The organism is Nocardiopsis oceanisediminis, from assembly GCF_048595525.1.
Lineage (GTDB): Bacteria > Actinomycetota > Actinomycetes > Streptosporangiales > Streptosporangiaceae > Nocardiopsis_A > Nocardiopsis_A oceanisediminis.
The window spans coordinates 4,797,657-4,821,188 of sequence record NZ_JAFMZJ010000001.1 but is presented as its reverse complement, the minus strand read 5'-3'; the positions used below and the strand labels follow the sequence as shown (position 1 = coordinate 4,821,188).

The 23,532-nt window shown below is 76.8% G+C and carries 17 protein-coding genes; 11 read left to right on the top strand and 6 right to left on the bottom strand.

Annotation, left to right across the window (positions count from 1 at the left end; all coding sequences use genetic code 11):
• Window positions 1–79 precede the first annotated feature (79 nt).
• Both J0910_RS21105 and J0910_RS21100 read right to left on the bottom strand, forming a co-directional pair.
• A complete protein-coding gene (locus tag J0910_RS21105; protein ID WP_420160280.1) occupies window positions 80–1,030 on the bottom strand; it encodes an aldo/keto reductase in 951 nt (316 codons plus the stop codon).
• Window positions 1,031–2,565: 1,535 nt separating this feature from the next.
• Entirely contained in the window at window positions 2,566–3,588 is a 1,023-nt protein-coding gene (locus J0910_RS21100; protein WP_420160279.1) for a metallophosphoesterase family protein, read from the bottom strand.
• A 215-nt stretch (window positions 3,589–3,803) separates the two neighbouring features.
• On the opposite strand from J0910_RS21100, the gene J0910_RS21095 reads away from it, so the two are divergent.
• Complete coding sequence (locus J0910_RS21095; RefSeq protein ID WP_420160278.1) at window positions 3,804–5,303, top strand: alpha-amylase; 1,500 nt, start codon at window positions 3,804–3,806, stop codon at window positions 5,301–5,303.
• 441 nt (window positions 5,304–5,744) lie between these two features.
• Window positions 5,745–6,998, top strand: coding sequence for an AI-2E family transporter (locus J0910_RS21090; RefSeq protein WP_420160277.1), 1,254 nt, complete (start codon window positions 5,745–5,747; stop codon window positions 6,996–6,998).
• A 20-nt stretch (window positions 6,999–7,018) separates the two neighbouring features.
• On the opposite strand, the gene J0910_RS21085 is transcribed toward J0910_RS21090, so the two are convergent.
• Window positions 7,019–8,200, bottom strand: coding sequence for a PucR family transcriptional regulator (locus J0910_RS21085; RefSeq protein WP_420160276.1), 1,182 nt, complete (start codon window positions 8,198–8,200; stop codon window positions 7,019–7,021).
• Between the two features lie 250 nt (window positions 8,201–8,450).
• On the opposite strand from J0910_RS21085, the gene J0910_RS21080 reads away from it, so the two are divergent.
• Entirely contained in the window at window positions 8,451–10,121 is a 1,671-nt protein-coding gene (locus tag J0910_RS21080) for an FAD-binding dehydrogenase (RefSeq protein WP_420160275.1), read from the top strand.
• Window positions 10,122–10,247: 126 nt separating this feature from the next.
• Here the strand turns inward: J0910_RS21080 and J0910_RS21075 are convergent, their stop codons facing one another.
• Complete coding sequence (locus J0910_RS21075; protein WP_420160274.1) at window positions 10,248–11,078, bottom strand: class I SAM-dependent methyltransferase family protein; 831 nt, start codon at window positions 11,076–11,078, stop codon at window positions 10,248–10,250.
• Window positions 11,079–11,644: 566 nt separating this feature from the next.
• Here J0910_RS21075 and J0910_RS21070 point away from each other — a divergent pair.
• Both J0910_RS21070 and J0910_RS21065 read left to right on the top strand, forming a co-directional pair.
• A complete protein-coding gene (locus tag J0910_RS21070) occupies window positions 11,645–12,274 on the top strand; it encodes an ATP-binding protein (protein ID WP_420160273.1) in 630 nt (209 codons plus the stop codon).
• Window positions 12,275–12,393: 119 nt separating this feature from the next.
• Complete coding sequence (locus tag J0910_RS21065; protein ID WP_420160272.1) at window positions 12,394–13,494, top strand: serine hydrolase domain-containing protein; 1,101 nt, start codon at window positions 12,394–12,396, stop codon at window positions 13,492–13,494.
• A gap of 68 nt (window positions 13,495–13,562) precedes the next feature.
• Here the strand turns inward: J0910_RS21065 and J0910_RS21060 are convergent, their stop codons facing one another.
• Together J0910_RS21060 and J0910_RS21055 are read right to left on the bottom strand one after the other, a co-directional pair.
• Window positions 13,563–15,035: an FG-GAP repeat domain-containing protein gene (locus tag J0910_RS21060; RefSeq protein ID WP_420160271.1), complete on the bottom strand. Its 1,473-nt coding sequence runs from the start codon at window positions 15,033–15,035 to the stop codon at window positions 13,563–13,565.
• A gap of 296 nt (window positions 15,036–15,331) precedes the next feature.
• Window positions 15,332–16,792, bottom strand: a complete 1,461-nt coding sequence (locus tag J0910_RS21055) for an FG-GAP repeat domain-containing protein (protein ID WP_420160270.1) — start codon at window positions 16,790–16,792, stop codon at window positions 15,332–15,334.
• A 476-nt stretch (window positions 16,793–17,268) separates the two neighbouring features.
• On the opposite strand from J0910_RS21055, the gene J0910_RS21050 reads away from it, so the two are divergent.
• From J0910_RS21050 to J0910_RS21025, 6 genes are all read left to right on the top strand, one after another.
• Entirely contained in the window at window positions 17,269–18,051 is a 783-nt protein-coding gene (locus tag J0910_RS21050; protein ID WP_420160269.1) for a 2,3-dihydro-2,3-dihydroxybenzoate dehydrogenase, read from the top strand.
• A 34-nt stretch (window positions 18,052–18,085) separates the two neighbouring features.
• The gene (locus J0910_RS21045; RefSeq protein WP_474646602.1) at window positions 18,086–19,249 is read left to right on the top strand and encodes an isochorismate synthase; all 1,164 of its coding nucleotides are present in this window, start codon (window positions 18,086–18,088) and stop codon (window positions 19,247–19,249) included.
• Window positions 19,250–19,367: 118 nt separating this feature from the next.
• Window positions 19,368–21,041, top strand: a complete 1,674-nt coding sequence (locus tag J0910_RS21040; RefSeq protein WP_420160268.1) for a (2,3-dihydroxybenzoyl)adenylate synthase — start codon at window positions 19,368–19,370, stop codon at window positions 21,039–21,041.
• Window positions 21,042–21,077: 36 nt separating this feature from the next.
• Window positions 21,078–21,743: an isochorismatase family protein gene (locus J0910_RS21035; RefSeq protein WP_420160267.1), complete on the top strand. Its 666-nt coding sequence runs from the start codon at window positions 21,078–21,080 to the stop codon at window positions 21,741–21,743.
• 45 nt (window positions 21,744–21,788) lie between these two features.
• Window positions 21,789–23,129 carry a lysine N(6)-hydroxylase/L-ornithine N(5)-oxygenase family protein gene (locus J0910_RS21030; protein ID WP_420160266.1) on the top strand — a complete coding sequence of 447 codons (1,341 nt, stop codon included), beginning with the start codon at window positions 21,789–21,791 and terminating at the stop codon, window positions 23,127–23,129.
• A 50-nt stretch (window positions 23,130–23,179) separates the two neighbouring features.
• Complete coding sequence (locus J0910_RS21025) at window positions 23,180–23,413, top strand: phosphopantetheine-binding protein (RefSeq protein WP_420160265.1); 234 nt, start codon at window positions 23,180–23,182, stop codon at window positions 23,411–23,413.
• Window positions 23,414–23,532: the final 119 nt, after the last annotated feature.

The window sequence follows — 23,532 nt, the reverse complement described above, 5'->3', positions numbered from 1 at the left end:
GCGTCGGAATCTATCCAGGGGAGGAGGGAACCCGCCACGGGCTCCTGGCCCCGGGCGGGGCGCGGCCGCCGCGGGGCGGTCAGCCCGCCGCGGCGGCGTCCGAGGCGCGGGTGAGGGCGGCGGCCTCGTCGTCGGTGAGGGCGGTGTCGGCGACGGCGAGCAGGGCCGGAAGCTGCTCCGGGCGGCTGGCACTGGCCAGGGCCGCGGCGATGCCGGGGCGGGTCAGCAGCCAGGCCAGGGCGATGGTGGGGATCTCCGCGGAGTGCGCGTCGGCGATCTCGGCCAGCAGGTCGACCAGGGCGAGGCCGGCGTCGCTGAAGTACCGCTCCACGGTGCTGCCGCGGGACCGGCCCTCCAGGTCGGCGCGGGTGCGGTACTTGCCGGTGAGGAAGCCGCCGCCGAGCCCGTAGTAGGGCAGCGCGCCCATGCCGGCGCCCACCGCGATGTCGCGCAGCTCCGGCTCGTAGGTGTTCCGGTGCACCAGGCTGTAGTGCGGCTGGAGCGCCACGGGCCGGGCGGCGCCGAGCCGGTCGGCGGTCTCCAGCCACTCCCGGAGCCGCTTCGGCGCGTAGTTGGAGACCCCGACGTGGCGCACCTTGCCCTCCTCGACCAGGGCGGCGAAGGCGGCGACGGTCTCCTCCAGCGGGGTGTCCGGGTCGTCGAAGTGCGCGTAGTACAGGTCGATCCGGTCGGTGCCCAGGCGGCGCAGAGACGCCTCCGCTGCGGCTTTGACGTTCTTCCCGGACAGGCCGGGGAACTCGGGGTGGCCGCTCACCTTGGTGGCGATGGCGACGGAGTCGCGCCGGCCGCTCGCCTTCAGCCAGGAGCCGATGGTCCGCTCCGATTCGCCGCCGGAGTTCCCCGGGACCCACGCGGAGTAGCCGTCCGCGGTGTCGATGAGCGTGCCGCCGCCGTCCAGGTAGGCGTCCATGATCCGGTGCGAGGCGGCTTCGTCGCCGGTCCAGCCGAAGGTGTTGCCGCCCAGGACGAGCGGGTGCAGTTCGATGTCCGATCCGCCGAGCGCGGTCATCGGGGTCCTCCTCTGTCCTCTGCGCGGTCGTCTCCGGCCGGGCGGTGGTCCCGACCGTCCCGGCCGGCGGTCCTCGGCGTTCGAGCCTATGCCCCGAGGCGGAACCGCGCCGCCGTCGGCCCCAGGAGGGCGAGGTGGGGAGGGGCGGAGGAACCGGCCGGCCGCGGCGCCTCGCGGGGCGGGGGTTCAGGCGGGCGGCGACGGCGGAGGAAGAGTCGGAGCGGAGGCCTCGGCCGAGTGCGGCGCCCCACGGGACCAGGGTTCAGACCGGCGGCGACGGCAGAGTTAGGGGCGGGACGGGTGCCCCGGCCGGGCGCGGCGCCCACGGGGTGGAGGTACGGGCCGGCAGCGACGGCGGAGGCGGGGGGGGGCGGGCGTCTCGGTCGGGCGCGGCGCCTCGCGGGGTGGGGGTTCAGACGGGCGGCGACGGCAGAAGGTGTGCCGGCCGGTCGGTCGGGCGCGGCGCCTCGCGGAGCGAAGGTTCAGACGGGCGGCGAGGGCGGGAGCGGGCCGGGGTGGCGGGTCGTGTGCGGCAGGGCGGTCATGGCAGGTGGGGCGGGCGAGAGGGGCGGGATCGCCGCGCCCGCGTCGCCCCGGCGCCGAGGCGGGCTGCCCAGCGATCACCAACACCTCTCTGACCTGGGTGAATACGGACAGTGATGCTGGCGGGGGGCGCCCTGCGCACCGCGAGAGCACCCCGGTGATTCCCGGGCGCGCATCCCGGGCCGGAACGGGCCTCCCGGGGCTTAAACGGCGCCGATCCGGGCGGTGGCCGGGGATCCGTGCCGCCGGGAAGGCCGGAAAGGTGGGGCCGGAACCCCGGGGAGGGGCAGGGAGGGGGCGAGATGTCGCATTCGTTCCCCCGGGAGGCCCCACTTTCGCTACTCTGAGTGACCGACGAGGGGGCGGCGGGGGGTTCAGGGCTTACTACTCGCTGGTAGATGTCATCGGGGCCGCCGCCGGGGTGCGCAGGGCGCCCCCGCCTTGCCCGATCCCCGCTGGCGATCCGGCATACCGGACACAACCCCCTCTGCCGTGTAGGGCGGGCCCGGATCCGCCGCGAGAACACCGCCTTCCCCCTCGCCGGGGGCCAGGGGCGGACCGGTGAACGCCGCCCCGGCCCACTCCCGCCGTCGCCGCCTGCTCGAGCCTTCGCTCTGCGAGGCGCCGCGCCCGGGTGAGGCGCCCGGCCCTGCCCCTGCCTGCGCCGTTGCTGCCCGCTTGAACCTTCGCCCCGTGGGGCGCCGCGCCCGGCCGACGCCTGCACCCTGTCCCTTCTTCTGCCGTCGCTGCCTGCTTGGACCCGGGCTCCGCGAGGCGCCGCGCCCGGGTGAGGCCTTCACCCTGCTCCTGCCTCTGCCGTCGCTGCTGGTCTGAGCCTTCGCTCTGCGAGGCGCCGCACCCGGCCGGGACGCTCTGTCCCGCCCCTGCCGGCGCCGTCGCCGCCCGCTTGAGCCCCGGTCCCGTGACACGCTGTGCTTTCGGCCGGGATGCTCCGCTCCGCCTCCTCCCCTCAACGGCTCGGGGCGTTGCGCTTAGGCGGGGGCGGTCGCTCCGCGGGGGAGGCGGGAGCGCTCCAGGGCGGAGCGGGGGGCGGGCAGTCCGCCGGCCGGGGCGGGGGCGGCGGTCACCGATACGACCCCCGGCACGTCGTCGCCGTCGAGCCGGTCGACCAGGGCGCGCAGCGCGTCGTCGGCCACGGCGCCGTGCACCGGTCGGAGCACGGCGGCCAGGCGGGCCCCGGGGACCAGCAGGGCGGCGGTCCGGCGCAGTGCGGTGCGGGCGCGCTCCAGGGCCTCGGAGAGGCCGGCGGCGCAGTCGACGTCGATGACCTCCCAGCGCACCGGGGCCAGGTCGAGGTGGCGGACCCCGGTGACGGCGCCGCCCCCGGTGGAGACGAGCGTCGCGCCCTTGGGGCCGGGCTCGTCGGCGCCGCGGCCCTGCAGGGCGCCGGGGTGGACGATCCACGGCGCGGTGGAGGCGACGGTCCGCCGGTGCAGGTGCCCCAGGGCCCAGTACTGGTAGCCCAGGCCGGCCAGGGCGCGCTCGGCGGTCGGGCCCGCGCCGCCGGCCCGGCCGCAGTGCCAGAGGCCGACGTTGACGGCGCCCGGGACCGGGTCGGGGAAGGCGGGGACGGGGGAGCAGGCGGTGTGCGGGCCGTGCCCGTGCAGGGCCAGCCCGAGGCCGTCCGGCACCCGGGTCTCCGGCCGCTCGTGGCCGAACCGGTGCACGTTGGGCGGCATCGGCCAGGCGTGCCGGCCGGGGTAGGCGGTGTCGTGGGCGCCGTCGGCGACGAACACCGGGACGCCCGCGTCGTGCAGGGCCCCCATGTGCTCCCGGAAGCGGCGCACCGTCTCCTCCCGGTGGTGCCCGCCGTCCCACAGGTCGCCGGCGATGACCAGCGCGTCGGCCGACTCCGCCAGCACGGCCGCCACGAGCCGGCCGAGCGCGTCGGTGGTGGCGTCCCGGGCCAGCCGCTCGGCCTCCGGGCGCTTCGGGGAGAGCCCGCGCAGCGGGCTGTCCAGGTGCAGGTCCGCAGTGTGCACGAAAGTCGTCACGGGGCCGACGGTAGTGGTCCGGCCGGGCCCGTCCGGGCCGGTCAGGGGACGTCCGCGTGAATTCCGGAAGAACGCGCGGGGACCGTTCCCAAGGCCCTCCCCTGCTGGTATCTTGCGCGGTGATTGAAATTTCTTGCACTGTCCGCAAGAAATTTATCAGGTGGCCGTCTTCGGCGCCGGGGCGGCCGCCGCACCCCCGCTGCAAGGAGCGCGCAATGTTCCTCCGAAGAACCGCCGCGACCGCACTCGCGGCACTGCTCACCGCCGTCCCCCTCGCCGCCGCACCCGCCTCCGCCGCACCGGGCGCGGGCGGCGCGCCCGCCGTCGCCGGGAGCGGAGAGGGGCCCATCGTCCACCTGTTCCAGTGGCGCTGGGAGTCCGTCGCCCGGGAGTGCGAGGACTTCCTCGGCCCCGCCGGGTACGCGGCCGTCCAGGTGTCGCCGCCGCAGGAGCACGTCGTCCTGTCCGGCGAGGGACACCCCTGGTGGCAGGATTACCAGCCGGTCAGCTACCGGCTGGACCAGACCCGGCGCGGCACCGCCGGCGACTTCGCCGACATGGTGGACCGCTGCCGCGGTGCCGGAGTGAAGATCTACGTGGACGCGGTCGTCAACCACATGACCGGCACCGGGTCGGCCGGCTCCGGCCCCGGCAGCGCCGGCACCGAGTACGGGAAGTACGCCTACCCCGACCTGTTCGGCGACGGCGCTTACGGCTACTCCCGGCAGGACTTCCACGCTGACGAGTGCGGCCGCGACATCGAGGACTGGTCCGATCCGTGGGAGGTGCGCACCTGCGAGCTGCTCGGGCTCAGCGACCTGTCCACCGGCGACGACTACGTGCGCGACCGCCTCGCCGACTACCTGAACTCGCTGATCGGGATGGGCGTCGCCGGGTTCCGGATCGACGCGGCCAAGCACATGCCGCCCGAGGACGTCGCGGCCGTTGTGGACCGGCTGGAGGGCACCGTGCCCGGATGGGACCGGCCGCCCTACGTCTACCAGGAGGTGATCGCCGACGGAGCCATCGGCGGCGGCGAGTACACCGGCATCGGCGACGTCACGGAGTTCGGCTACCAGCGGCGGATCAGCGAGCTGTTCGCCGCCGGCGACCTGCAGTCCGCCAAGGGGCTGGGCGAGGGGCTGCTGCCCTCGGAGAGCGCGGTCTCCTTCGTGGTCAACCACGACACCCAGCGGAGCGACCCGGTGCTCACCCACCGCACCGACCGCGGCCGCTACGACCTCGCCCAGGCGTTCCTGCTGGCCCAGGGGTACGGCACGGCCAAGGTGATGTCCGGCTACGACTGGACCGGGAGCACCGACGAGGGTCCGCCGTCGGCCGCGGACGGGAGCACCGAGCCGACCGACTGCGACGGCGGCGGCTGGGTCTGCGAGCACCGCGCCCTCAACGGCATGCCCGGCTTCGCCGGCGCGGTGGAGGGGACCGGGGTGACCTGGCTCGATGACGGCTCGGCCGCCGACCGGGCCGCCCTGGAGCGGGACGGCGCCGGGGCGGCGGCGTTCAACGCCTCCGCCGAACCGTGGACCGCCGTCCTGCCCACCTCGCTGCCGGACGGCGACTACTGCGACGTCGCCTCCGGCCTGGTCGAGGGCGGCGCCTGCACCTCGGAGACCCTCCGGGTGTCCTCCGGGGAGCTGGCCGTCACCGTCCCGCCGGAGAGCGCCGTCGCCGTGCACACCGGGGCCGCCCTGTAAGGGCCGCGCCCCGGCCGCCCGCCCTCCCCGCCGCGGCGGGGAGGGCGGGCGGCGGACGCCTCCACCCCGCCCCGGAGACGTCCGAAGGCCGCCGTGCCCACGGCCCGCAGGCCGGACCCCGCGCATCCCGGAGCGCGTCCTTCCCGTTCGGGGCCGAGCCGGGGTCCGGTCGGTGATCCGGTGCCCGCCCCGCCGTGGCCGCTGTGGAACGGCGCCCTGTGCGTCCGGCGGCGGCGCGGTTCGCCCGCCGAGCGCGCGGAGTGCCGGTTCCCACCGGTCTCCGGTCCCGCCGCTCTCCGGTGCCCCCGGAACGGGCCCCGGAGGGCCGCGCCGTTACCGCACCGCGCGGCTCCGGTCGGAGCCGCGCGGCCCGCCGAGGTACCGGCCGCGCGGGCGGGGGCGCGCTAACGTGATCGCGTCGGCGGCAGTGGGGAGGCCGGAGTGGGCGATCGACAGGAGCCCGGCGCGGACGGGCCCGGGGCGGAGCGCCCGGGCGGTGCCGGGGAAGAGCGCCCGGACGGTGCCCGGCAGGGGCGGCGGGACCGGGCCGCGGAGCCGGCCGCGGAGGCGCCGTCCGCCGGGGGCGGGGGCGCGGCGGAGGGGCCGGAGCGGGAGCCCCGGCCGGCGGCGGGCACCGCCGAGGAACCGCCCGGCCCCCTGACCGGCCGGGGGCGGCGGGTCAACTTCTTCATCGTGGGCTTCACCGGCGCGCTCGGGGTGCTCACCGCGTGGATGCTGGTGGAGGCGCTGGTAGAGATACGCGGCGTCTTCATCAACATCCTGGTCGCGCTCTTCCTCGCGGTCGGGCTCAACCCGATCATCGAGTTCCTGCGCCGGCGGGGGCTGCCCCGCTGGGCGGCGATCGTCGCGGTGTGCGCCGCGCTCGTCCTGGCCGTGACGGTGTTCGTCTGGACCCTGGTCCCGCCGCTGACAGCGCAGGTCAGCGAGTTCGCCGGCGCGGTCCCGGAGTACGTGGAGCAGCTCCAGGAGAACCGGCTGATGGCCGACCTGGACCGCCGGTTCGGCCTGATCGACCAGCTCCAGGCCTTCCTGACCAGCGCCGACTTCGGCCAGCGGGTGTTCGGCGGGGTGTTCGGCATCGGCCAGGCCGTGCTCAACTCCCTGGCCACCACGTTCACCGTGCTGATCCTCACCCTGTTCTTCATGGCGTCGCTGCCCGGCATCACCGAGACCGCCTACCGGCTGGTCCCGCGCTCCCGCCGCGCGGGCGTGCGCGAGCTGGGCGACGAGATCATCCACCGGGTCGGCGACTTCATCGGCGGGCAGCTGCTCATCGCCGCGATCGGCGGCACGGTCGCCTTCCTCTACCTGACCGCCATCGGGTTCGGCTACGCGCTGACCGCGGCCATGGTGGTCGGCGTGACCGCGCTCATCCCGCTGATCGGCACCACCATCGGCGCACTGGCCGCCGCCGGCGCGGTCGCCGTCGGCGACCCCGTCATGGGCGCCGTGACCCTGGCGTTCTTCCTGGTCTACCAGCAGATCGAGAGCTACGTGATCGCCCCGCGGATCATGCAGCGCTCGGTGGACGTCGCGCCGACCGCCACCATCACCTCCGCGCTCATCGGCGGCGCGCTGCTCGGCCTGGTCGGCGCGCTCCTCGCGGTGCCCGCGGCCGCCGCCGTCACGCTCATCCTGCAGCGGGTCGTCTTCCCCCGGCTCGACCGGGTCTGACCCGCCCCGCCGGCGGCCGCTCAGCCGCCCGCGCGCTGCGGGACCAGGTGCAGGGCCACGTCCAGCACCAGCCGGTCCCACGGGGTGCGCGGGTCGCGGCCGGTGAGCTCGCAGGCGCGCCGCAGCCGGTAGCGGAGCGTCTGCGGGTGCAGGTGCAGGAGCCCGGCGGCGGCCGTGGCCGAACCGGTGGACAGGAACGCGGCCAGCCCGTCCAGCAGGTGCCGGCCGTCCGGTTCGGTGAGCGCCCCCAGCGCGGTCCGGGCGACGGCGGCAGGGTCGGCCCCCGGGCGCGCCCGGAGCAGCGCCAGCAGATGGGCGTCGGCGTCGGCGAGCACCGCCCGGCCGGCGAAGGCGTGCTCGGGCGCCGCGTCCAGCGCGTGCGAGGCCAGCCGGTACCCGTCCGCGGCCCCGGCCGGGGAGTCCAGCCGCACGGCGCAGCCGCGCAGCCCCCGGGCCCGCGCCGCCTCCGCCGCATCGGGCCGCAGGCCCGCGCGGAGCAGCAGTACGGCGCGCCGCCCGCGCAGCGTCGCCAGCGGCCCCGCGCCCGGGCCGGGCAGGTCCGCGGCGAGCTCCGCCAGGGCGGCGCGGCCGAGCGGCGCACCGGGACCGGTGGCCTCGGCCACCAGCAGCAGCGGGTCGGCGGGCAGGTCGACGCCCAGCTCCCGGCCCCGGTCGGCGAGCGCGCCGGCGGAGCCGTGTCGGCCGTCGACCAGGTCGTCCACCAGGTCGCGCAGGGCCCGCCCGGGGTCGGCGGCGAGCCGCTCCCGGGCCGAGGCGTGGCCGCCGCCGATCGCCTCGGACAGGTCGTCGATGGCGTGCAGCACCGTCCGGGCCAGGGCGGCCATGTCGACGGCGGTCAGCCGGTCGCCGCAGACCTGGGCGACGGCGTCGACGGCGGCGCCCGCCCCGACCCGGTAGGCGCGCAGCACCGCCGCGACCGGGCGGCCGTCCTCGGCGCGCGCCGCGCCGATCGCGCGGAACCGGGCCAGGTCCTGCTCGGTCAGCCGGTCGCCGCGGGCCCACGCGTCGGTCACCCGGGACAGCGTCCAGGAGGAGATGGCGGCGACGTCGCGCATCTGCTCGCCGTCCAGCCTGCGGTAGGCGGGGACCTCCGCGCGCACCGCCCGCACGGCGGTGGCGGCCAGCTCGGCCCGCCGGTCCTGCAGCAGGTCGGCGACGGCCCGCCGCCGCTCGGTGTCCACCGGCGCCTCCCCGGGGCGGTCCGGCCGCCCGCCGCTTTGTCACCCGATGATGAACCGCGCCGCTCCGGCGCGCCCCTGCACGCTACCCCGGAGCGGCCGCGGCGGCCCCGCCCGCGTCCCCGCGTTCATCACCCGGTGATGAACCTGCTTGTCCCGGTGCGCGATCGCCATGGAACCGCCGGGCGCCCGCAGGGCAGGCTGTGGCCCTCGGCCCGCGACCGGCGGGCGCACCGGAGGGAGGCCCGGACGGATGGACGCCGACGCGATCGTGGTGGGCGGCGGGCTCGCGGGGCTGGCGGCCGCCGCCGAGCTGGCCGACGCGGGCCGCAGGGTGGTCCTGGTGGACCAGGAGCCCGAGAGCGGGCTGGGCGGCCAGGCCTTCTGGTCCTTCGGCGGGCTGTTCCTGGTCGGATCGCCGGAGCAGCGGCGGATGGGCGTCCGGGACTCCGCCGAACTGGCCTGGTGGGACTGGCAGGGCAGCGCCGGGTTCGACCGGGACGCCGGCGACCCGCTCGGCGAGGACCACTGGGCGCGCCGGTGGGCGCAGGCCTACGTCGAGTTCGCGGCGGGGGAGAAGCGCTCCTGGCTGCACTCCCTGGGGGTGCGGTTCTTCCCGGTCGTCGGGTGGGCCGAGCGCGGCGGCGGCCTCGCCGGCGGGCACGGCAACTCGGTGCCCCGGTTCCACATCACCTGGGGGACCGGGCCGGGCCTGCTGGAGCCGTTCGAGCGCCGGGTCCGCCGGGCGGCCGAGGAGGGCCTGATCGACCTCCGGTTCCGGCACCGGGTGGACGAGCTGGTGGTCACCGGCGGCGAGGTGACCGGGGTGCGCGGCGCGGTGCTGGAACCCAGCGCCGCGGCCCGGGGCACGGCGAGCTCCAGGGCGGAGGCCGGCGCGTTCGAGCTCACCGCGCAGGCGGTGGTGGTCGCCTCGGGCGGCATCGGCGGCGACCCCGACCTGGTGCGGGCGCACTGGCCGGAGCGGCTGGGCCCGCCGCCGGAGCGGATGGTCGCCGGGGTGCCCGAGCACGTGGACGGTCGGATGCTGGCGATCAGCGAGCGGGCCGGCGCGCGCCGGGTCAACGCCGACCGGATGTGGCACTACACCGAGGGCCTGCGGAACTGGGACCCGATCTGGAGGGACCACGGAATCCGCATCCTGCCCGGACCGTCGTCGCTCTGGCTGGACGCCCGGGGGCGCAGGTTCCCCGCGCCGAACTTCCCCGGCTTCGACACGCTCGCCACGCTCAAGGCGATCGGGGAGTCCGGCCACGACTACTCCTGGTTCGTGCTCACCCGCAAGATCATCGAGAAGGAGTTCGCGCTCTCCGGCTCGGAGCAGAACCCGGACCTGACCGGCAGGCGCGTCGCCGACGTGCTGAAGCGGGCCCGCGGCGGGGCCCCCGGGCCGGTGCAGGCCTTCCTGGACAACGGGGACGACTTCGCGGTCGCCGGCACCGTGCCCGAGCTGGCGGCGAAGATGAACGAGCTGACCGGCGACGGCCTGATCGACGCCGCGGAGCTGCACCGCGAGATCGTCGCCCGCGACCTGCAGCTGGCCAACCCGTTCGGCAAGGACCTGCAGATGGCCGCGGTCCACTCCGCCCGCCGGTACCGCGGCGACCGGCTGATCCGCACCGCCGAGCCGCACCGGCTGCTCGACCCGAAGGCGGGGCCGCTCATCGCGGTCCGGCTCAACATCCTGACCCGCAAGTCGCTGGGCGGGCTGCAGACCGACCTGTCCGGGCGGGTGCTGCGCTCCGACGGCACCCCGCTGCCGGGCCTGTACGCGGCGGGCGAGGCGGCCGGCTTCGGCGGCGGCGGGGTGCACGGCTACCGCGCCCTGGAGGGCACCTTCCTCGGCGGGTGCCTGTTCTCCGGCCGCGCCGCCGGACGCGCGGCGGCCGAGGCGACCGCGGTCTGAGCGCCGACCGGCGGCCGCGCGCCCCGACGGCGTGCCCGGCCCGGGCCACCGGGGTCGTGCGCCTCCCAGCCGGACCGCTCCACCGCGCCGAAGGCGGGGCCGGAGCGGCCCGGGGCGCGGCCGCGGTCACCCCCGGGCGGAGGTGACGGCGAACAGCCCCACCTCTTCGCGCTCGGTGGCGACCGAGGCGAAGCCGGCCTCCAGGGCCCACCGCTCGGTGAGCCCGGCCGGGCGGCAGTCCATCACCCACGGCTCGCCGTTCCGGTCGGTCAGCGCGTTGGCGATGAACTCCAGCTGCGGGTGGCGCTCCTGGGTGGTGAAGACCAGGACGCCTCCCGGGGCGAGCAGGCCGCGCAGCCGCTTCATCGAACCGGACACCAGCGCCGGGTCGCGGAGCAGCTCGTAGAGGCCGGAGACGACGATGACGTCGGGGGCCCCGCCGAGCAGCGGGGCGGGGGCGGGGTCGAGCGCGTCGCCGCGCTCGTAGGCGATGTTGGCCAGGCCGCGCTCGGCCGCGGCGGCCTCGCCGCGGACCAGCCCGTCCGGGGCCAGGTCGCGGCAGAGCACCCGGGTCCGGTGCGGGTGGTCCTCGGCGAGGTCCTGCAGGTAGCGGCCGGGGCCGGCGGCGACGTCGAGGATCCGCACCACGTCCTCCCGGCGCTCGATCTCGGTGCGCAGGACCTCGGTCAGCAGCCGGCGCCGGGCCCGGATCGCCCGCCATCCGACGGCGTCCAGGTACACCCGGTCCAGGAGCCGCCCGACGCCGAACCGCCCGTGCGGCTCGTTCCGGTAGACGTAGTCCAGCATGGTCCCGCTGTCGAAGCCGTGCCGGTGGCCGATGGAGATGCCGGTGCTGAGCCGGCCCGCGGTGCCCAGGGCGAAGCGGACCGCCGCCCACTTCGCCCGGGTGACCGGGGCCGCCGCGACCGGTGCGCTGATCACGTTGGTGGTGTCCATGGCACCAGGGTGCGCGCCGCCGCCTCCGCCCGCCTGAGTACGCCCACCCAGGCGGGGCCGGTCCGCTACTCACCGGGGAGGGGAGCGCGCGTCCGGGACGGCCCGCGCGGGAGGCGCGGGCACCGGCGGCCGGCGTTCCCGGGGCGGCGGGACACGGCCCGCACCGCTCTCCTTCCGGCCGTCGCCGGGCAGGGGCGGCCGGTTCCGGGGGAGGGCAGAACCCGCCGGTCGTGTCCGCGGTTGTCCACAGCCGGAGAAGTCCTTCCCCGCGGGCGGCCGCAGGTGCCTACCTTCGAGGCATGAGCAGTCCGCACGGCGCCCTGCCGCCGCCTCCCCGCCGCCGTCCCCTCTCCTCTCCCGCGCCCGCGCCCTGGAGGGGACGGGTCGGGCCCCCGGCCCGGCCGGAGCGCGGCCGGCCCGGTCCCGTACGGCCCCGGGCGCGGCGGCCCGCGGTGCGCGATGGCCGCGCACCGCCGCACGGCTCCGCCGGGCCGCGCCCCGCCCCCGGGCGGGGCCGTCCGGGCCAGCAAGGGAACGACCGCCCTCTCGCCCCTGGAGGTGTCCGCATGTCCGTCTCCCCGCCGACCGCCGTCCGCCCCCTCGCGCACTGGGAGCCCCGGGCCTACCCCGGTGCGCTGCGGCACACCGCCCGGCTCCGCCGCGACGTCCGCGCCGACCTGGCCGGCTTCCCGGCTCGGCTGGTGGCCGACGTCGAGCTGTGCGCCTCGGAGCTGTTCGCCAACGCCGTCAGCTACACCGCGACCGGGGCCGCCGGGGGCCGGGCCGTCCGCGCCCTGTCCTGGGCCGGCGCGGACCGGCTCCGGCTCTCGGTCACCGACGCCGGCGGTGCCGCCACCCGCCCCCGCGTCCCCGCCTACCTCGGCCCCGAGTGGCTGGAGGCGGAGAGCAGCCGCGGCCTGCTCCTCGTCGCCTCCCTCTCGCTGGCCTGGGGCTTCCGCCCGGCGGACGCCGGCCCCGGCCCGTGCCCGGGCCTCACCGTCTGGGCGGACTTCCCCGCGCCGGCGGCGCCCCCGCCGCCCCGGCCGCCGCCGGCGCCGCGCACCGTCCCGGGGGCGGTGCGGGCGCACCGGGCGCCTCGGAGCGGCCGGGCGGGGACGCACGGGCAGGGCTCCGGTGCGGCCGGGGCCCGGCGTGCCGCAGGGCCGTGCCCCGGCCCGCGGCCTCCCCGGCGGTGACCGGGGAGGAGGGGTGCTCCGCTGCTGCGGCGGGCCGCCCGGTACTGCGGTTCTCCGCAGGAGGAAATGCGGAAACGCGCAATGGTGCGGCGGCGGTGCCGGTTCCTATCGTCATCGGCGTGAAGAAGGCGAAGAGGATCGGAATCGCGACCGCCGCGGCGGTCGCAGCGCTGGTGGCCGCCGCGGCGGTGGCGGTCACCGCATATCGGGAGGAGAGCATCGGGTTCGTCGCCGACCGGATCGCGGGCGGCAGCGCGACCGGGGTGATCGTCCAGGTGACGGACTCCTCCGGAGAGAAGGTCTGGACCGCCGGGGAGGCGGTCCCCGGAGAGGGCGGCGGCCTCGGCGGGCGCACCCGGTTCCGGATCGGCAGCGTCACCAAGACGTTCGTCGCGACGGTGGTCGTGCAGCTCGCCGAGGAGGGGCGGATCGGGCTCGACGACCCGGTGGAGGAGCACCTGCCCGGAACCGTCCCGGGCGGGGAGTCGGTCACCGTGCGGCGGCTGCTCGACCACACCAGCGGGCTGTACGACTACATGAAGGAACCGGGAATGTCCACGAACCGCTGGCGGGGTGAGGACCGGTTCCGCTCCCATTCCTCCGGCGAACTGCTGCGGACCGCGTTCGAGAACCCGCCCTATTTCCCGCCGGGGGAGGGGTTCCGCTACTCCAACACCAATTACGTGGTGCTCGGTGAATTGATCGAGGCGGTCACCGGAAACCCGTACGGAGAGGAGGTCGAGAAGCGCATCATCGGACCGCTGGAATTGCGTGACACCGTGCTCCCGGGTACCGATCCCGGTGTCCCGGAACCGGCGATCAGGGCCCAGGACGTCCTCGGCGACGGGCGCACCGTCGACGTCACGGAGATGGACCCGTCACTGGACCGGGCCGCCGGCGAGATGGTCTCCAGCACCCGGGACCTGGCCGTCTTCCTGGACGCCCTGCTCTCCGCCGAACTCACCTCCGCGGACGCGCTCGCCGAGATGCGCAGGACCGAACCGATGGGCATGGGCTCCCACTACGGGCTGGGGCTGCAGCGGTTCGACGCCCCCTGCGGCGGCGAGCTGTGGGGCCACGGCGGCCAGCTGCTCGGGTACCGCACCTACGCCTACCGCTCCGACGACGGCCGGACCCTGACCATGGTCGCGGCCTCGGACCGGTCGCCCGACTACGCCACCCTCCTCGCCTCGGTCACCGCGGTGTTCTGCGCGGCCTGACCGGTGCGGGGGGAGGGCCGGGGGCGTCCCTGGAGGAGGCGGGCCGGGGAGCCCCGGTCCGCCCGGGGTCAGCCGGGGGCGAGGAGGCCGGCCCCTCCCGGGGAGCCGAGGTCCTCCGGGGCGAGCGGGGCGGGAGCGGCGCTCCCGCCGTCCCCACCGGGGCGGAAGAACCAGATCGGGGCGGGCCGGACCGCCGTCCCGCCGTCGGTGGGGAAGGACGTGGTCACCGCGATCTCGTCGGCGCCGTCGCCGTCGGTGTCGAGCATCCGCAGCCCGGTCCGGGGGATCTCGTCGTAGGGGTCGTGGCCGGGGCCGGCGTGCTTCCCGCCGGGAGGCGGCTCGACCCCGGCGTCCTCCGGGCGCAGCAGCTCGGCGCCCTCGCCGGTGAGGCCGTCGGGTCCGCCGCGCAGCAGGACCACGTCGGCCCGGTCCAGCATGGCCGGGCCTGCTGAGGCCGGGCGGTTCGCGCTCGCGGCGATGTCGGCGCGGCCGTCGCCGTCGACGTCGCCCGCGGCGAGCACCGCGCCGAACTGGTCGCCGTCGGCCTCCTCGCCGGGGACGCCCGGGGAGCCCAGGGTCAGCTCGGCGGAGGGTTCGAGGGCGGGGCCGTCCGGGCCGCCGGGGAAGACCGCGATGCGGCCCGGCTGCCACGGCGGGTTCTCGACGCTCCCGCCGATGCCGCGCAGCACCAGGTCGCCGTGGCCGTCGCCGTCGACGTCGGCGACCGCCCCGGCGTCGGCGGGGATGAGCCGGAGGCCCTCCGCGAAGCCGTCCTCCCCGGAGAGCCACACCCGGGTGTCGAACGCCGTGTCCTCGAACGAGCCGAACCCGACGAGGTCGTCCCGGCCGTCGCCGTCGAGGTCCCCGGAGATGAGCCGGTACTCCGCCGGATCGCCCGACTCCGGCCCGGGGAGCGGCTCGGCCGCCGGCCTCCCGTCCCGGCCGAAGGGGCCGGGGAGCACCCGGCCCACCGTGTCGTCGTTGGGGTTGTACACCAGCAGGTCGGAGCTTCCGTCGCCGTCGAAGTCCCCGACGGCGAAGAGGTCGGCGTACTCCCCGACCGGGACCTTCGCCCCTTCGGAGCCCCCGTCCTCGCCGCCCCAGAGCAGGACCGGCGCGGCCTCGGCACCGCCGGCGCCGCTCCCCGGGTGGTCCACGGCCGCGATGTCGGTGTAGCCGTCGCAGTCGAAGTCGCCGGTCCAGGCCGCCTCCCGGAAGGCCGTGTCCGGGGAGGCGAAGTACGGGACCTCCCCACCGGGCCGGAGGAGCCGCACCGCGTCCGGGGCCGGTCCCTCCTCGCCGCCGGGGAGGACGGCGAGGAGCCCCTGCTCCGGCCGGTCGCCGCCGGCGGGGGCGGGAAAGGCGGCGACCAGGTCGCCGCGGCCGTCCCCGTCCACGTCGGCGGGGCGCGCCCGACCGGTGCCGGGGCCGGCCGCGGCGGAGCCGCATCCGGCCGCCTGCTCCGAGTCGGCCGGGGGTCCGCAGCCGGCGGACAGGGCGAGCAGGACGGCGACGGCGAGGGGGAGGCGGGGGATCGGCATGGGCGGGGCGGGGCCTTCCGGTGAGGGGCGTACCGGAGGGAGACGCGCGGCGGACGCGTTCCGTTGCCTTTCCCGGGGGAGGAGCGGTGCGGCCGCCCGGACCGGGAGGGGAGGGGCGCCGCCGGAACGGTCCTTCGCGGGCGGGGGCGGAGGCGCGCGGTCCGGCCGGGTCCGGTCCCGGCCTCGCCGAGGCAGGAGGGGCGGGCATCGCGCTCAGGCCCTGCTCCGCCTCGCCGGACGGCGGGCCCGCGTGTCCGGCCGAGGCCGGGAGCGCGCTCCCGGCCCGCCGCCCGGGATCAGCCGGCGGCCAGGCGGCCGCCCCGCTCCGGGGCGCCGAGGTCCTCCGGAAGGAGCGGGGAGGGCGCCTGGCCGCCGCCGGGGCGGAAGAACCAGATCGGCCCGGCGAGTTCCCGGTATCCGTCGGAATCGGCCAGCGGGGTGGTGGCGGCGATCTCGTCGGAGCCGTCCCCGTCGGCATCCAGGAACCGCAGCCCGGTCCGCGGGATCTCGCTGTAGGCGTCGTAGAGCGGGTCGCCCCGGTCGGCGCCGTCCGGAGGCCGCACCCCGGCGTCCTCCGGGCGCAGCAGTTCGGAGCCGTCGCCGGTGAGGCCGTCGGGTCCGCCGTGCAGCAGGATCACGTCGGCCCGGTCGACCATGGCCGGGTCGCCTCCGGCCGGGCGGTTCACGCTCGCGGCGATGTCGCCGTGGCCGTCGCCGTCCGCGTCTCCCGCGGCGAGCACCGCGCCGAACTGGTCGCTCACGTCCGAGTCGAGGGGGACGCCCGGGGAGTCCAGGGTCAGCTCGGTGGAGGCCTGCTCGGCCGGGCCGTCCGGGCCGCCGGGGAACACCAGGACGGTGCTCTCCTGCCAGGGGGCGTCCTCCACGGTCTCGCCGATGTCGCGCACCACCAGGTCGCCGTGGCCGTCGCCGTCGACGTCGGCGACCGCCCCGGCGTCGGCGGTGGTGAGCGCGGGGCCCTCGGTGAAGCCCTGCTCCGAGGCCCGCCACACCTGGGTGTCGTAGGCCATCTCCTCGAACGAGCCGAAGCCGATGACCTCGTCGCAGCCGTCGCCGGTCAGGTCCCCGGTGATGAAGGAGTAGTCGATCCCGCCGGTGGAGGCCGGGGCCCCGTCCCGCTCGGCGGCGGGGGCGCCGTCGCGGCCGAAGGGGCCGTACAGCACGCTGCCCTTCGGGCCGCTGTAGGAGCCGTGCTGGACGAGCAGGTCGGAGGTGCCGTCGCCGTCGAAGTCGCCGACGGCGCTCGGCCGGGCGGACTCCTCCAGCGGGATCCGGGCGCCGCCGTCCGGGCCGTCCGGGCCGCCCCACAGCAGGACCGGCATGTCCGGTGCGTCCTCGGCGTCGCTCTCCGGACCGCCTGCGGCGGCGATGTCGGTGTGCCCGTCGCCGTCGAAGTCGCCGAGCAGGGCGCCGTCGCCGAAGGCCGATCCCCCGCCGGGGACGCCGTCCTCGCCGGCGCGCAGCGTCCAGGTCCGCTCCGCGTCGGGGCCGTCCGGGCCGCCGGGCACGGCGGCGATGTACCCGGTGCCCTCCTCCGGCAGGTCGTAGGAGGCGACGAGGTCCTCCCGCCCGTCGCCGTCCATGTCCCCGGGGAGCGCGCCGTCCGGCGCGGCCGAGGCGGGGGCGGCCCCGCATCCCGGTTCCGGGTCGTCCCGGGGCTCGGCCGGGGCGCCGCAGCCGGCGGCCAGGACGAGCAGGGCGGTGGCGGCGAGGGGCAGGGGTCTGCGTGGGCGGGGCATCTCGGGGCGGGGCCTTCCTCTGGGGAGCGGGGTACAGGGGAGGGGACGCGCGGCGGTCGCGCCGCGTTGTCCTCCGCTTTCCGGCGGGCCCCAGCGTGCCGGGAAGGCGCTCTCCCCGTCCGGGACGGACCCCGGCCCTCCCGCGCCGCCGGGGAGGGAGGGGCCCGCGCGGAAGCGCTCCCAGCAGGCCGGTCCCGGGTCCGCCCCTGCTCTCCGGGTGGGGCGCCGGCGGTACTCCTGCCGGACCGGATCGGTGTGGAGTGTCCCCTTTCGCGAAGAATTAGGTAAGCCACACCTTGGTCCGTTTGGGCAGGTCGGAGTCGGTGCCGGCGGCCGGTGCAGGTGCTTCGCCCCCGGTCAGGGCGGTCGGGTGGGTTGACACGATACGCGGCGTCGCCCCAGACTGACGGGCGGTTCGCTTAGGTAAGCATTGCCTTAGTGGGGAATGGCTGCCTGTTTCACACCGAGGGGGATGGGTGTCCCACAACGGGATCGAAGGAACGGTCGCCCTGGTCACCGGGGCCGGGCAGGGCATCGGGGCCGCGGTCGCCCGGGCGCTCGCCGAGGCCGGCGCCCGCGTCGCGGCGGCCGACCGGGCCGAGGAGCCGCTGCGCGGCACCGCGGCCGGGCTCGCCGCGGACGGGCACGACGTCCGCCCCTACCCCTGCGACGTGCGCGACCCGGAGGCGGTGGAGGAGCTGTTCGCCGCCGCCGAGCGCGACCTCGGCCCGGTCCGCCACGCCGTCAGCGTCGCCGGCGTGCTGCGGACCGGGCCGGGGGCCGAGACCAGCGACGCCGACTGGGCCGAGCTGATCGCGGTCAACGCCACCGGCGTCTTCCACGTTCTGCGCGCCGCCGCGAACCGGATGGTCCCGCGCGGCGCCGGCACCATCACCACCGTCGGCTCCAACGCGGGCACCACGCCCCGGGCGGGCCTGTCCGCCTACGGCGCCTCCAAGGCCGCCGCGGCCGCCTTCACCAGGGCGCTCGCCCTGGAGGTCGCCGGCAGCGGCGTGCGCTGCAACGTCGTCTCCCCGGGATCCACCGACACCCCCATGCAGCGCGGCATGTGGTCCGGCCCCGACGGCGCGGCGGAGACCGTCGCCGGAGACCCGGCGCTGTTCCGCACCGGAATCCCGCTGGGCCGCATCGCCGCACCGGAGGACGTCGCCGCCGCGGTGCGCTTCCTCGCCTCCAGCGACGCCCGCCACGTCACCGCACACGACCTGCGGGTCGACGGCGGGGCCACCCCCTGCTGAGGCAGCGCAGGCACACCACCAGAAAGGCCGAACGGTGCCCCACCACCCGTCCTCCCCGTCCTCCCTGCTGGAGGCCTACGCCCCCGGCATGTCGCTGATCGCCACCCCCGAGCGCACCCTGCTCGGCGAAGGCTCCCTGGACACCACCGACGACCTCGCCCGGGTCCCGGAGATGCTGCGCGGCGTCCGCGACGCCGGATGGCACCGCGAACCCGTCGCGATCGGCGCCGTCCCCTTCGCCCCGGACGCCCCCGCCCACCTGACCGTGCCGGCCGCCGTGCACACCGCGCCGCCCCTGGCCTCCGCCCGGGACGCCGCGGCCGAGCGCCGCGCCCTGCCCGGCCCGTGGAAGGCCGAGGCGCTGCCCGAGCCCGAGGAGCACCGCGAGGCGGTGCACCGCGCCGTGCGGGAGCTCGGCCCCGACCTGGAGAAGGTGGTGCTGGCGCGCAGCCTGCGCCTGATCGGCCCCGGCCCGGTCGACGCCGCTCAGGTGCTGCGCAACCTCGCCTGGCGCGACCCCGCCGGTTTCACCTTCGCGATGAACCTGCCGCCCCGAGCCGAGCTGCCCGGCCCGCGCACCTTCATCGGCGCCAGCCCCGAGCTGCTGGTCGCCAAGCGCGGCGGGCGCGCGGCCTCCAACCCGCTGGCCGGCTCCCGGCCGCGCAGCGCCGACCCCACCAAGGACCAGCACAACGCCGTGGAGCTGCTCGGCTCCGCCAAGGACCGCCGCGAGCACGCCCTGGTGGTGGACGCGGTCGCCGAAGGGCTGCGGCCGTTCTGCGGCAGGCTGGACGTCCCGGACGAGCCGGAGCTGATCCGCACCGCGACCATGTGGCACCTGTCCACCCGGGTCGCCGGCGAGCTGGCCGACCCCGACACCCCGTCGGTGGAGCTGGCCCGCGCCCTGCACCCCACCCCGGCGGTCTGCGGCACCCCCACCGACGCCGCCCGCGGCGCCATCTCCCGCCTCGAGCCCTTCGACCGCGGCTTCTACACCGGCGCGGTCGGCTACACCGACGCCTCCGGCGACGGCGAGTGGGCGGTCGCCATCCGCTGCGCCGACATCAGCGGCGACGGGCTGGACCTGTACGCCGGCGGCGGCATCGTCGAGGGCTCCGACCCCGCCGAGGAACTCGACGAGACCTCCGCCAAGCTGCGCACCCTGCTCCTCGCCCTGGGCATCAACCGGGCGCTGTGACCCCGGGCCCCTCCGCCCCCGACCCCCTCCACCCGGCCGAGGAACCGCGGGCCGAGCCCGCCCGAGCCGACCGCGACCGCCCCGACCCGGGCACCGACCACAGAAGGAACCCGCTGCCATGCGCGACGGATGCACCCCCTGGCCCGCCGAGTTCGCCGAACGCTACCGCGCGGCCGGGTACTGGACCGGCGAGACCTTCGGCGCCTTCCTCCGCGACCGGGCCCGCCGCTTCGCCGACCGCACCGCCGTGGCCGGCGGGGACCGCCGCTGGACCTACGCCGAACTGGACGCCCGCGCCGACCGGCTCGCCGCCGGCCTGCACCGGCGGCTCGGCATCGGCCCCGGCGACCCGGTGGTGGTGCAGCTGCCGAACGTCCCCGAGGTGTTCGAGGTCGTCTTCGCGCTGTTCCGGCTGGGCGCCCTGCCGGTCTACGCGCTGCCCGCGCACCGCTCCGCCGAGATCGGCCACCTGCGCGCGGTGACCGGCGCGCGGGCACTGGTCGTCTCGGCCGCCCGCGGCCCCTTCGACCACGTCCGGATGGCCCGCGAGGTCGCCGCCGAAGCCGGCGAGGGGGAGGCCCCCTCCGTGATCGGGGCCGGCGCCGCCGACCCCGCGGCGCTCACCGAGGCGGGCGCGGTCCCGCTGGAGTCGCTGCGCGCCGAGGCCGCCGACCCCGCGGCGCTCTTCGACGCGGACCCCTCCGACGTCGCGTTCTTCCAGCTCTCCGGCGGCACCACCGGACTGCCCAAGCTCATCCCGCGCACCCACGACGACTACCTGTACTCGGTCCGGGCCAGCGCCGACATCTGCGGGCTCACCCCCGACACGGTCTTCCTCGGCGCGCTGCCCGTCGTGCACAACTTCCCGATGAGCTCACCCGGATTCCTCGGGGTGATGCACGCCGGCGGCAGCACCGTGCTGGCCCCCGACCCCAGCCCCGCCACCTGCCTGGAGCTGATCGAGCGGGAGCGGGTCACCCTCGCCGCCGCGGTCCCGCCGGTCGCCATGCTCTGGCTGGACGCGGTGGACGGCGGCGCCCAGGCCCACCGCGACCTCTCCTCGCTGAAGATGCTCCAGGTCGGCGGCGCCAAGTTCGCCCCCGAGGCGGCCAAGCGCGTCGCCGGCACCCTCGGCTGCCGGCTGCAGCAGGTCTTCGGCATGGCCGAGGGGCTGGTCAACTACACCCGGGACGAGGACGACGAGGCGACCGTCACCGGCACCCAGGGCCGGCCCATCTCCCCCGACGACGAACTGCGCGTGGTCGGCCCGGACGGCGCCGAGGTGCCGCCCGGCGAACCCGGCGAGCTGCTCACCCGCGGCCCCTACACCATCCGCGGCTACTACCGCGCCCCCGAGCACAACGCCAGGGCGTTCACCCCGGACGGCTTCTACCGCACCGGCGACGTGGTCCGGGTCGGCCCCGGCGGCCACATCACCGTCGAGGGCCGGGTCAAGGACCAGATCAACCGGGGCGGCGAGAAGATCGCGCCGGACGAGGTGGAGGACCACCTCCTGGCGCACCCCGGGGTGCACGACGCCGCCGTCGTCGCGATGCCCGACCCCTACCTCGGCGAGCGCGCCTGCGCCTACGTCATCCCCCGGGACGGCGCCGGCGACGGGCTCGACCGCCCCGCCCTGCTCCGCTTCCTGCGCGGCCGCGGCCTGGCCGCCTACAAGATCCCCGACCGGGTCGAGGTCGTGCCGGAGTTCCCCGCCACCGGCGTCGGCAAGGTCAGCAAGCGCGACCTGCGGGCCGCCATCGCCGACGCGATCACCGCCGGCCGGCACTGAGAACCGGCGACCCAGAGAGGAACCGAGGAAACCCCGATGTCCCTGCCGCAGATCGCACCCTACGAGCCGCCGGCGCCGGACCGCCTCCCGGACAACCGCGCCCAGTGGCGGCCCGAGCCCGAGCGCGCCGTGCTGCTCGTGCACGACATGCAGCGCTACTTCCTGCGGCCCTACGCGCACGGCGCCGAACCGCTGAACCGGGCCACCGCCAACATCGCCCGCCTCGCCGCCGCCTGCCGGGCCGCCGGCGTCCCGGTGGTCTACACCGCCAAACCCGGCGACATGACGCGCGAGCGGCGCGGCCTGGAGATCGACTTCTGGGGCAGCGGGATGCGCGCCGTCCCCGAGCACACCTCCATCGACGACTCGGTCCGCCCCGAGCCCGGCGACACCCTCCTCACCAAGTGGCGCTACAGCGCCTTCGCCCAGACCGACCTGGAGCAGCGCCTCACCGCCATGGGCCGCGACCAGCTGCTCGTCACCGGGGTCTACGCCCACATCGGCTGCCTGCTCACCGCCTCCGACGCCTTCATGCGCGACATCCAGCCGTTCTTCGTCGCCGACGCGATGGCCGACTTCACCGCCGAGGACCACCACTTCGCGGTCCGCTACGTCGCCCGGCGCTGCGGCGTCGCGCTGACCACCGACGCCGCCCTGGACGGCGTCCGCGCCACCGACCGCAGCACCGCCGCGGCCGGCTGACCACGGCCGGCGACCACCGCGACCGCCCCTTTCGAAAGGACCACTGTGACCACCACCCGGACCACGGACGCCCCGCCGGTGCACGACCTCGCCGGCATCGGATTCGGCCCGTCCAACGTCGCCCTCGCGATCGCGCTGCGCGAGCGGCGCGAGCAGGCCGCGGCCGACCCCGGGCGCACCGCCCCGACCGCGGTGTTCCACGAGCGCCAGCAGGAGTTCGGGTGGCACCGCGGGATGCTCCTGGACGACGCCACCATGCAGGTGTCCTTCCTCAAGGACCTGGTCACCACCCGCAACCCGGCCAGCGACTTCTCCTTCCTCAGCTACCTGCACCAGGCGGGGCGGCTGCACGACTTCATCAACCACAAGACGCTGTTCCCGCTCCGCTCGGAGTTCCACGACTACCTGGCCTGGTGCGCGGGCCGGCTGGGGGAGTCGGTCCGCTACGGCTCCGAGGTGGTCGGCGTGGAGCCGGTGCGCGACGCCGCCGGCCGGATCTCCGCGGTGGACGTGCTGGCCCGGGAGGCCGGCCCCGGCGGGGAGCGCACCCACCGCACCCGGGCCCGCAACCTCGTCATCGCCCCGGGCCTCTCCCCGCGGCTGCCCGAGGGCGTCCGGCTCGGCGAGCGCGTCTGGCACAACGAGTACCTGCTGCACCGGCTGGAGGCGCTCGGCGAGGGCGCCGCCCCCCGCTCGTTCGCCGTCGTCGGCGCCGGGCAGAGCGCCGCCGAGGTCGCCGACCACCTGTACCGCCGCTTCCCCGGCGCCCAGGTGAACGCGGTGTTCTCCCGGTACGGCTACAGCCCCTCCGACGACAGCCAGTTCGCCAACCGGATCTTCGACCCCGAGGCCGTCGACGCCTTCTACGACGCCTCGGAGGAGACCAAGGCCCAGATCATGGGCTACCACGGCAACACCAACTACTCGGTGGTCGACCCCGACCTGATCGAGAGCATGTACCGCGCCGCCTACCAGGACCGGGTGCTGGGCACCGAGCGGCTGCACATGCACAAGCTGTCCCGCGTCACCGGGGTCGAGGAGGACACCGACGGCGTCACCCTCACCGTCGAGCACCTGCCCTCCGGCAAGCAGCGGCCGCTCCGCGCGGACTACGTCGTCTACGCCACCGGCTACCACCCCGCCGCCCCGCTCTCCCTGCTCGGCGGGCTCGCCGAGCACGTGGCGACCGACGCCCGCGGCCGGCACGCCGTCGGCCGCGACTACCGGCTGATCACCGACGACGAGGTCACCTGCGGGATCTACCTGCAGGGCGGCACCGAGCACACGCACGGCATCTCCTCGTCGCTGCTGTCCAACGTCGCCGTCCGCGCCGGGGAGATCCTCGACTCCGTCGGGGCGCGCACCTCCGGTGCCGCGGCGGCCTGAACGACGGCCCCGGACCACGACACCCACCTCTACGGAAGGCCAGCACGGAGATGACCGACACCGAGCTCACCCCCGAGCGGATCCGCGCCGACGTGGAGAGGATCCTCGGAGAGCAGCCGGGCACCGTCCCCGGCACCGAGAACCTCCTCGACCTCGGCATGGACTCGATCCGCCTGATGAGCCTGGTGGAGTCCTGGCGCACCGCCGGCGCGCAGACCGACTTCATCGAGCTCGCCGAGGAGCCCAGCATCGACGCCTGGACCCGCCTGCTCGCCGGCGGCTGATTCCACCCGCGGGGCCCCGCGGGCCGCAGATCCTCCGCCCGCCCCCCACCTCCGCCCCCGACCGGGGCCCCGCGGCCCGCAGGCCTTCTGCCCGCCCCCCGCCACCGACCGCCACCGCA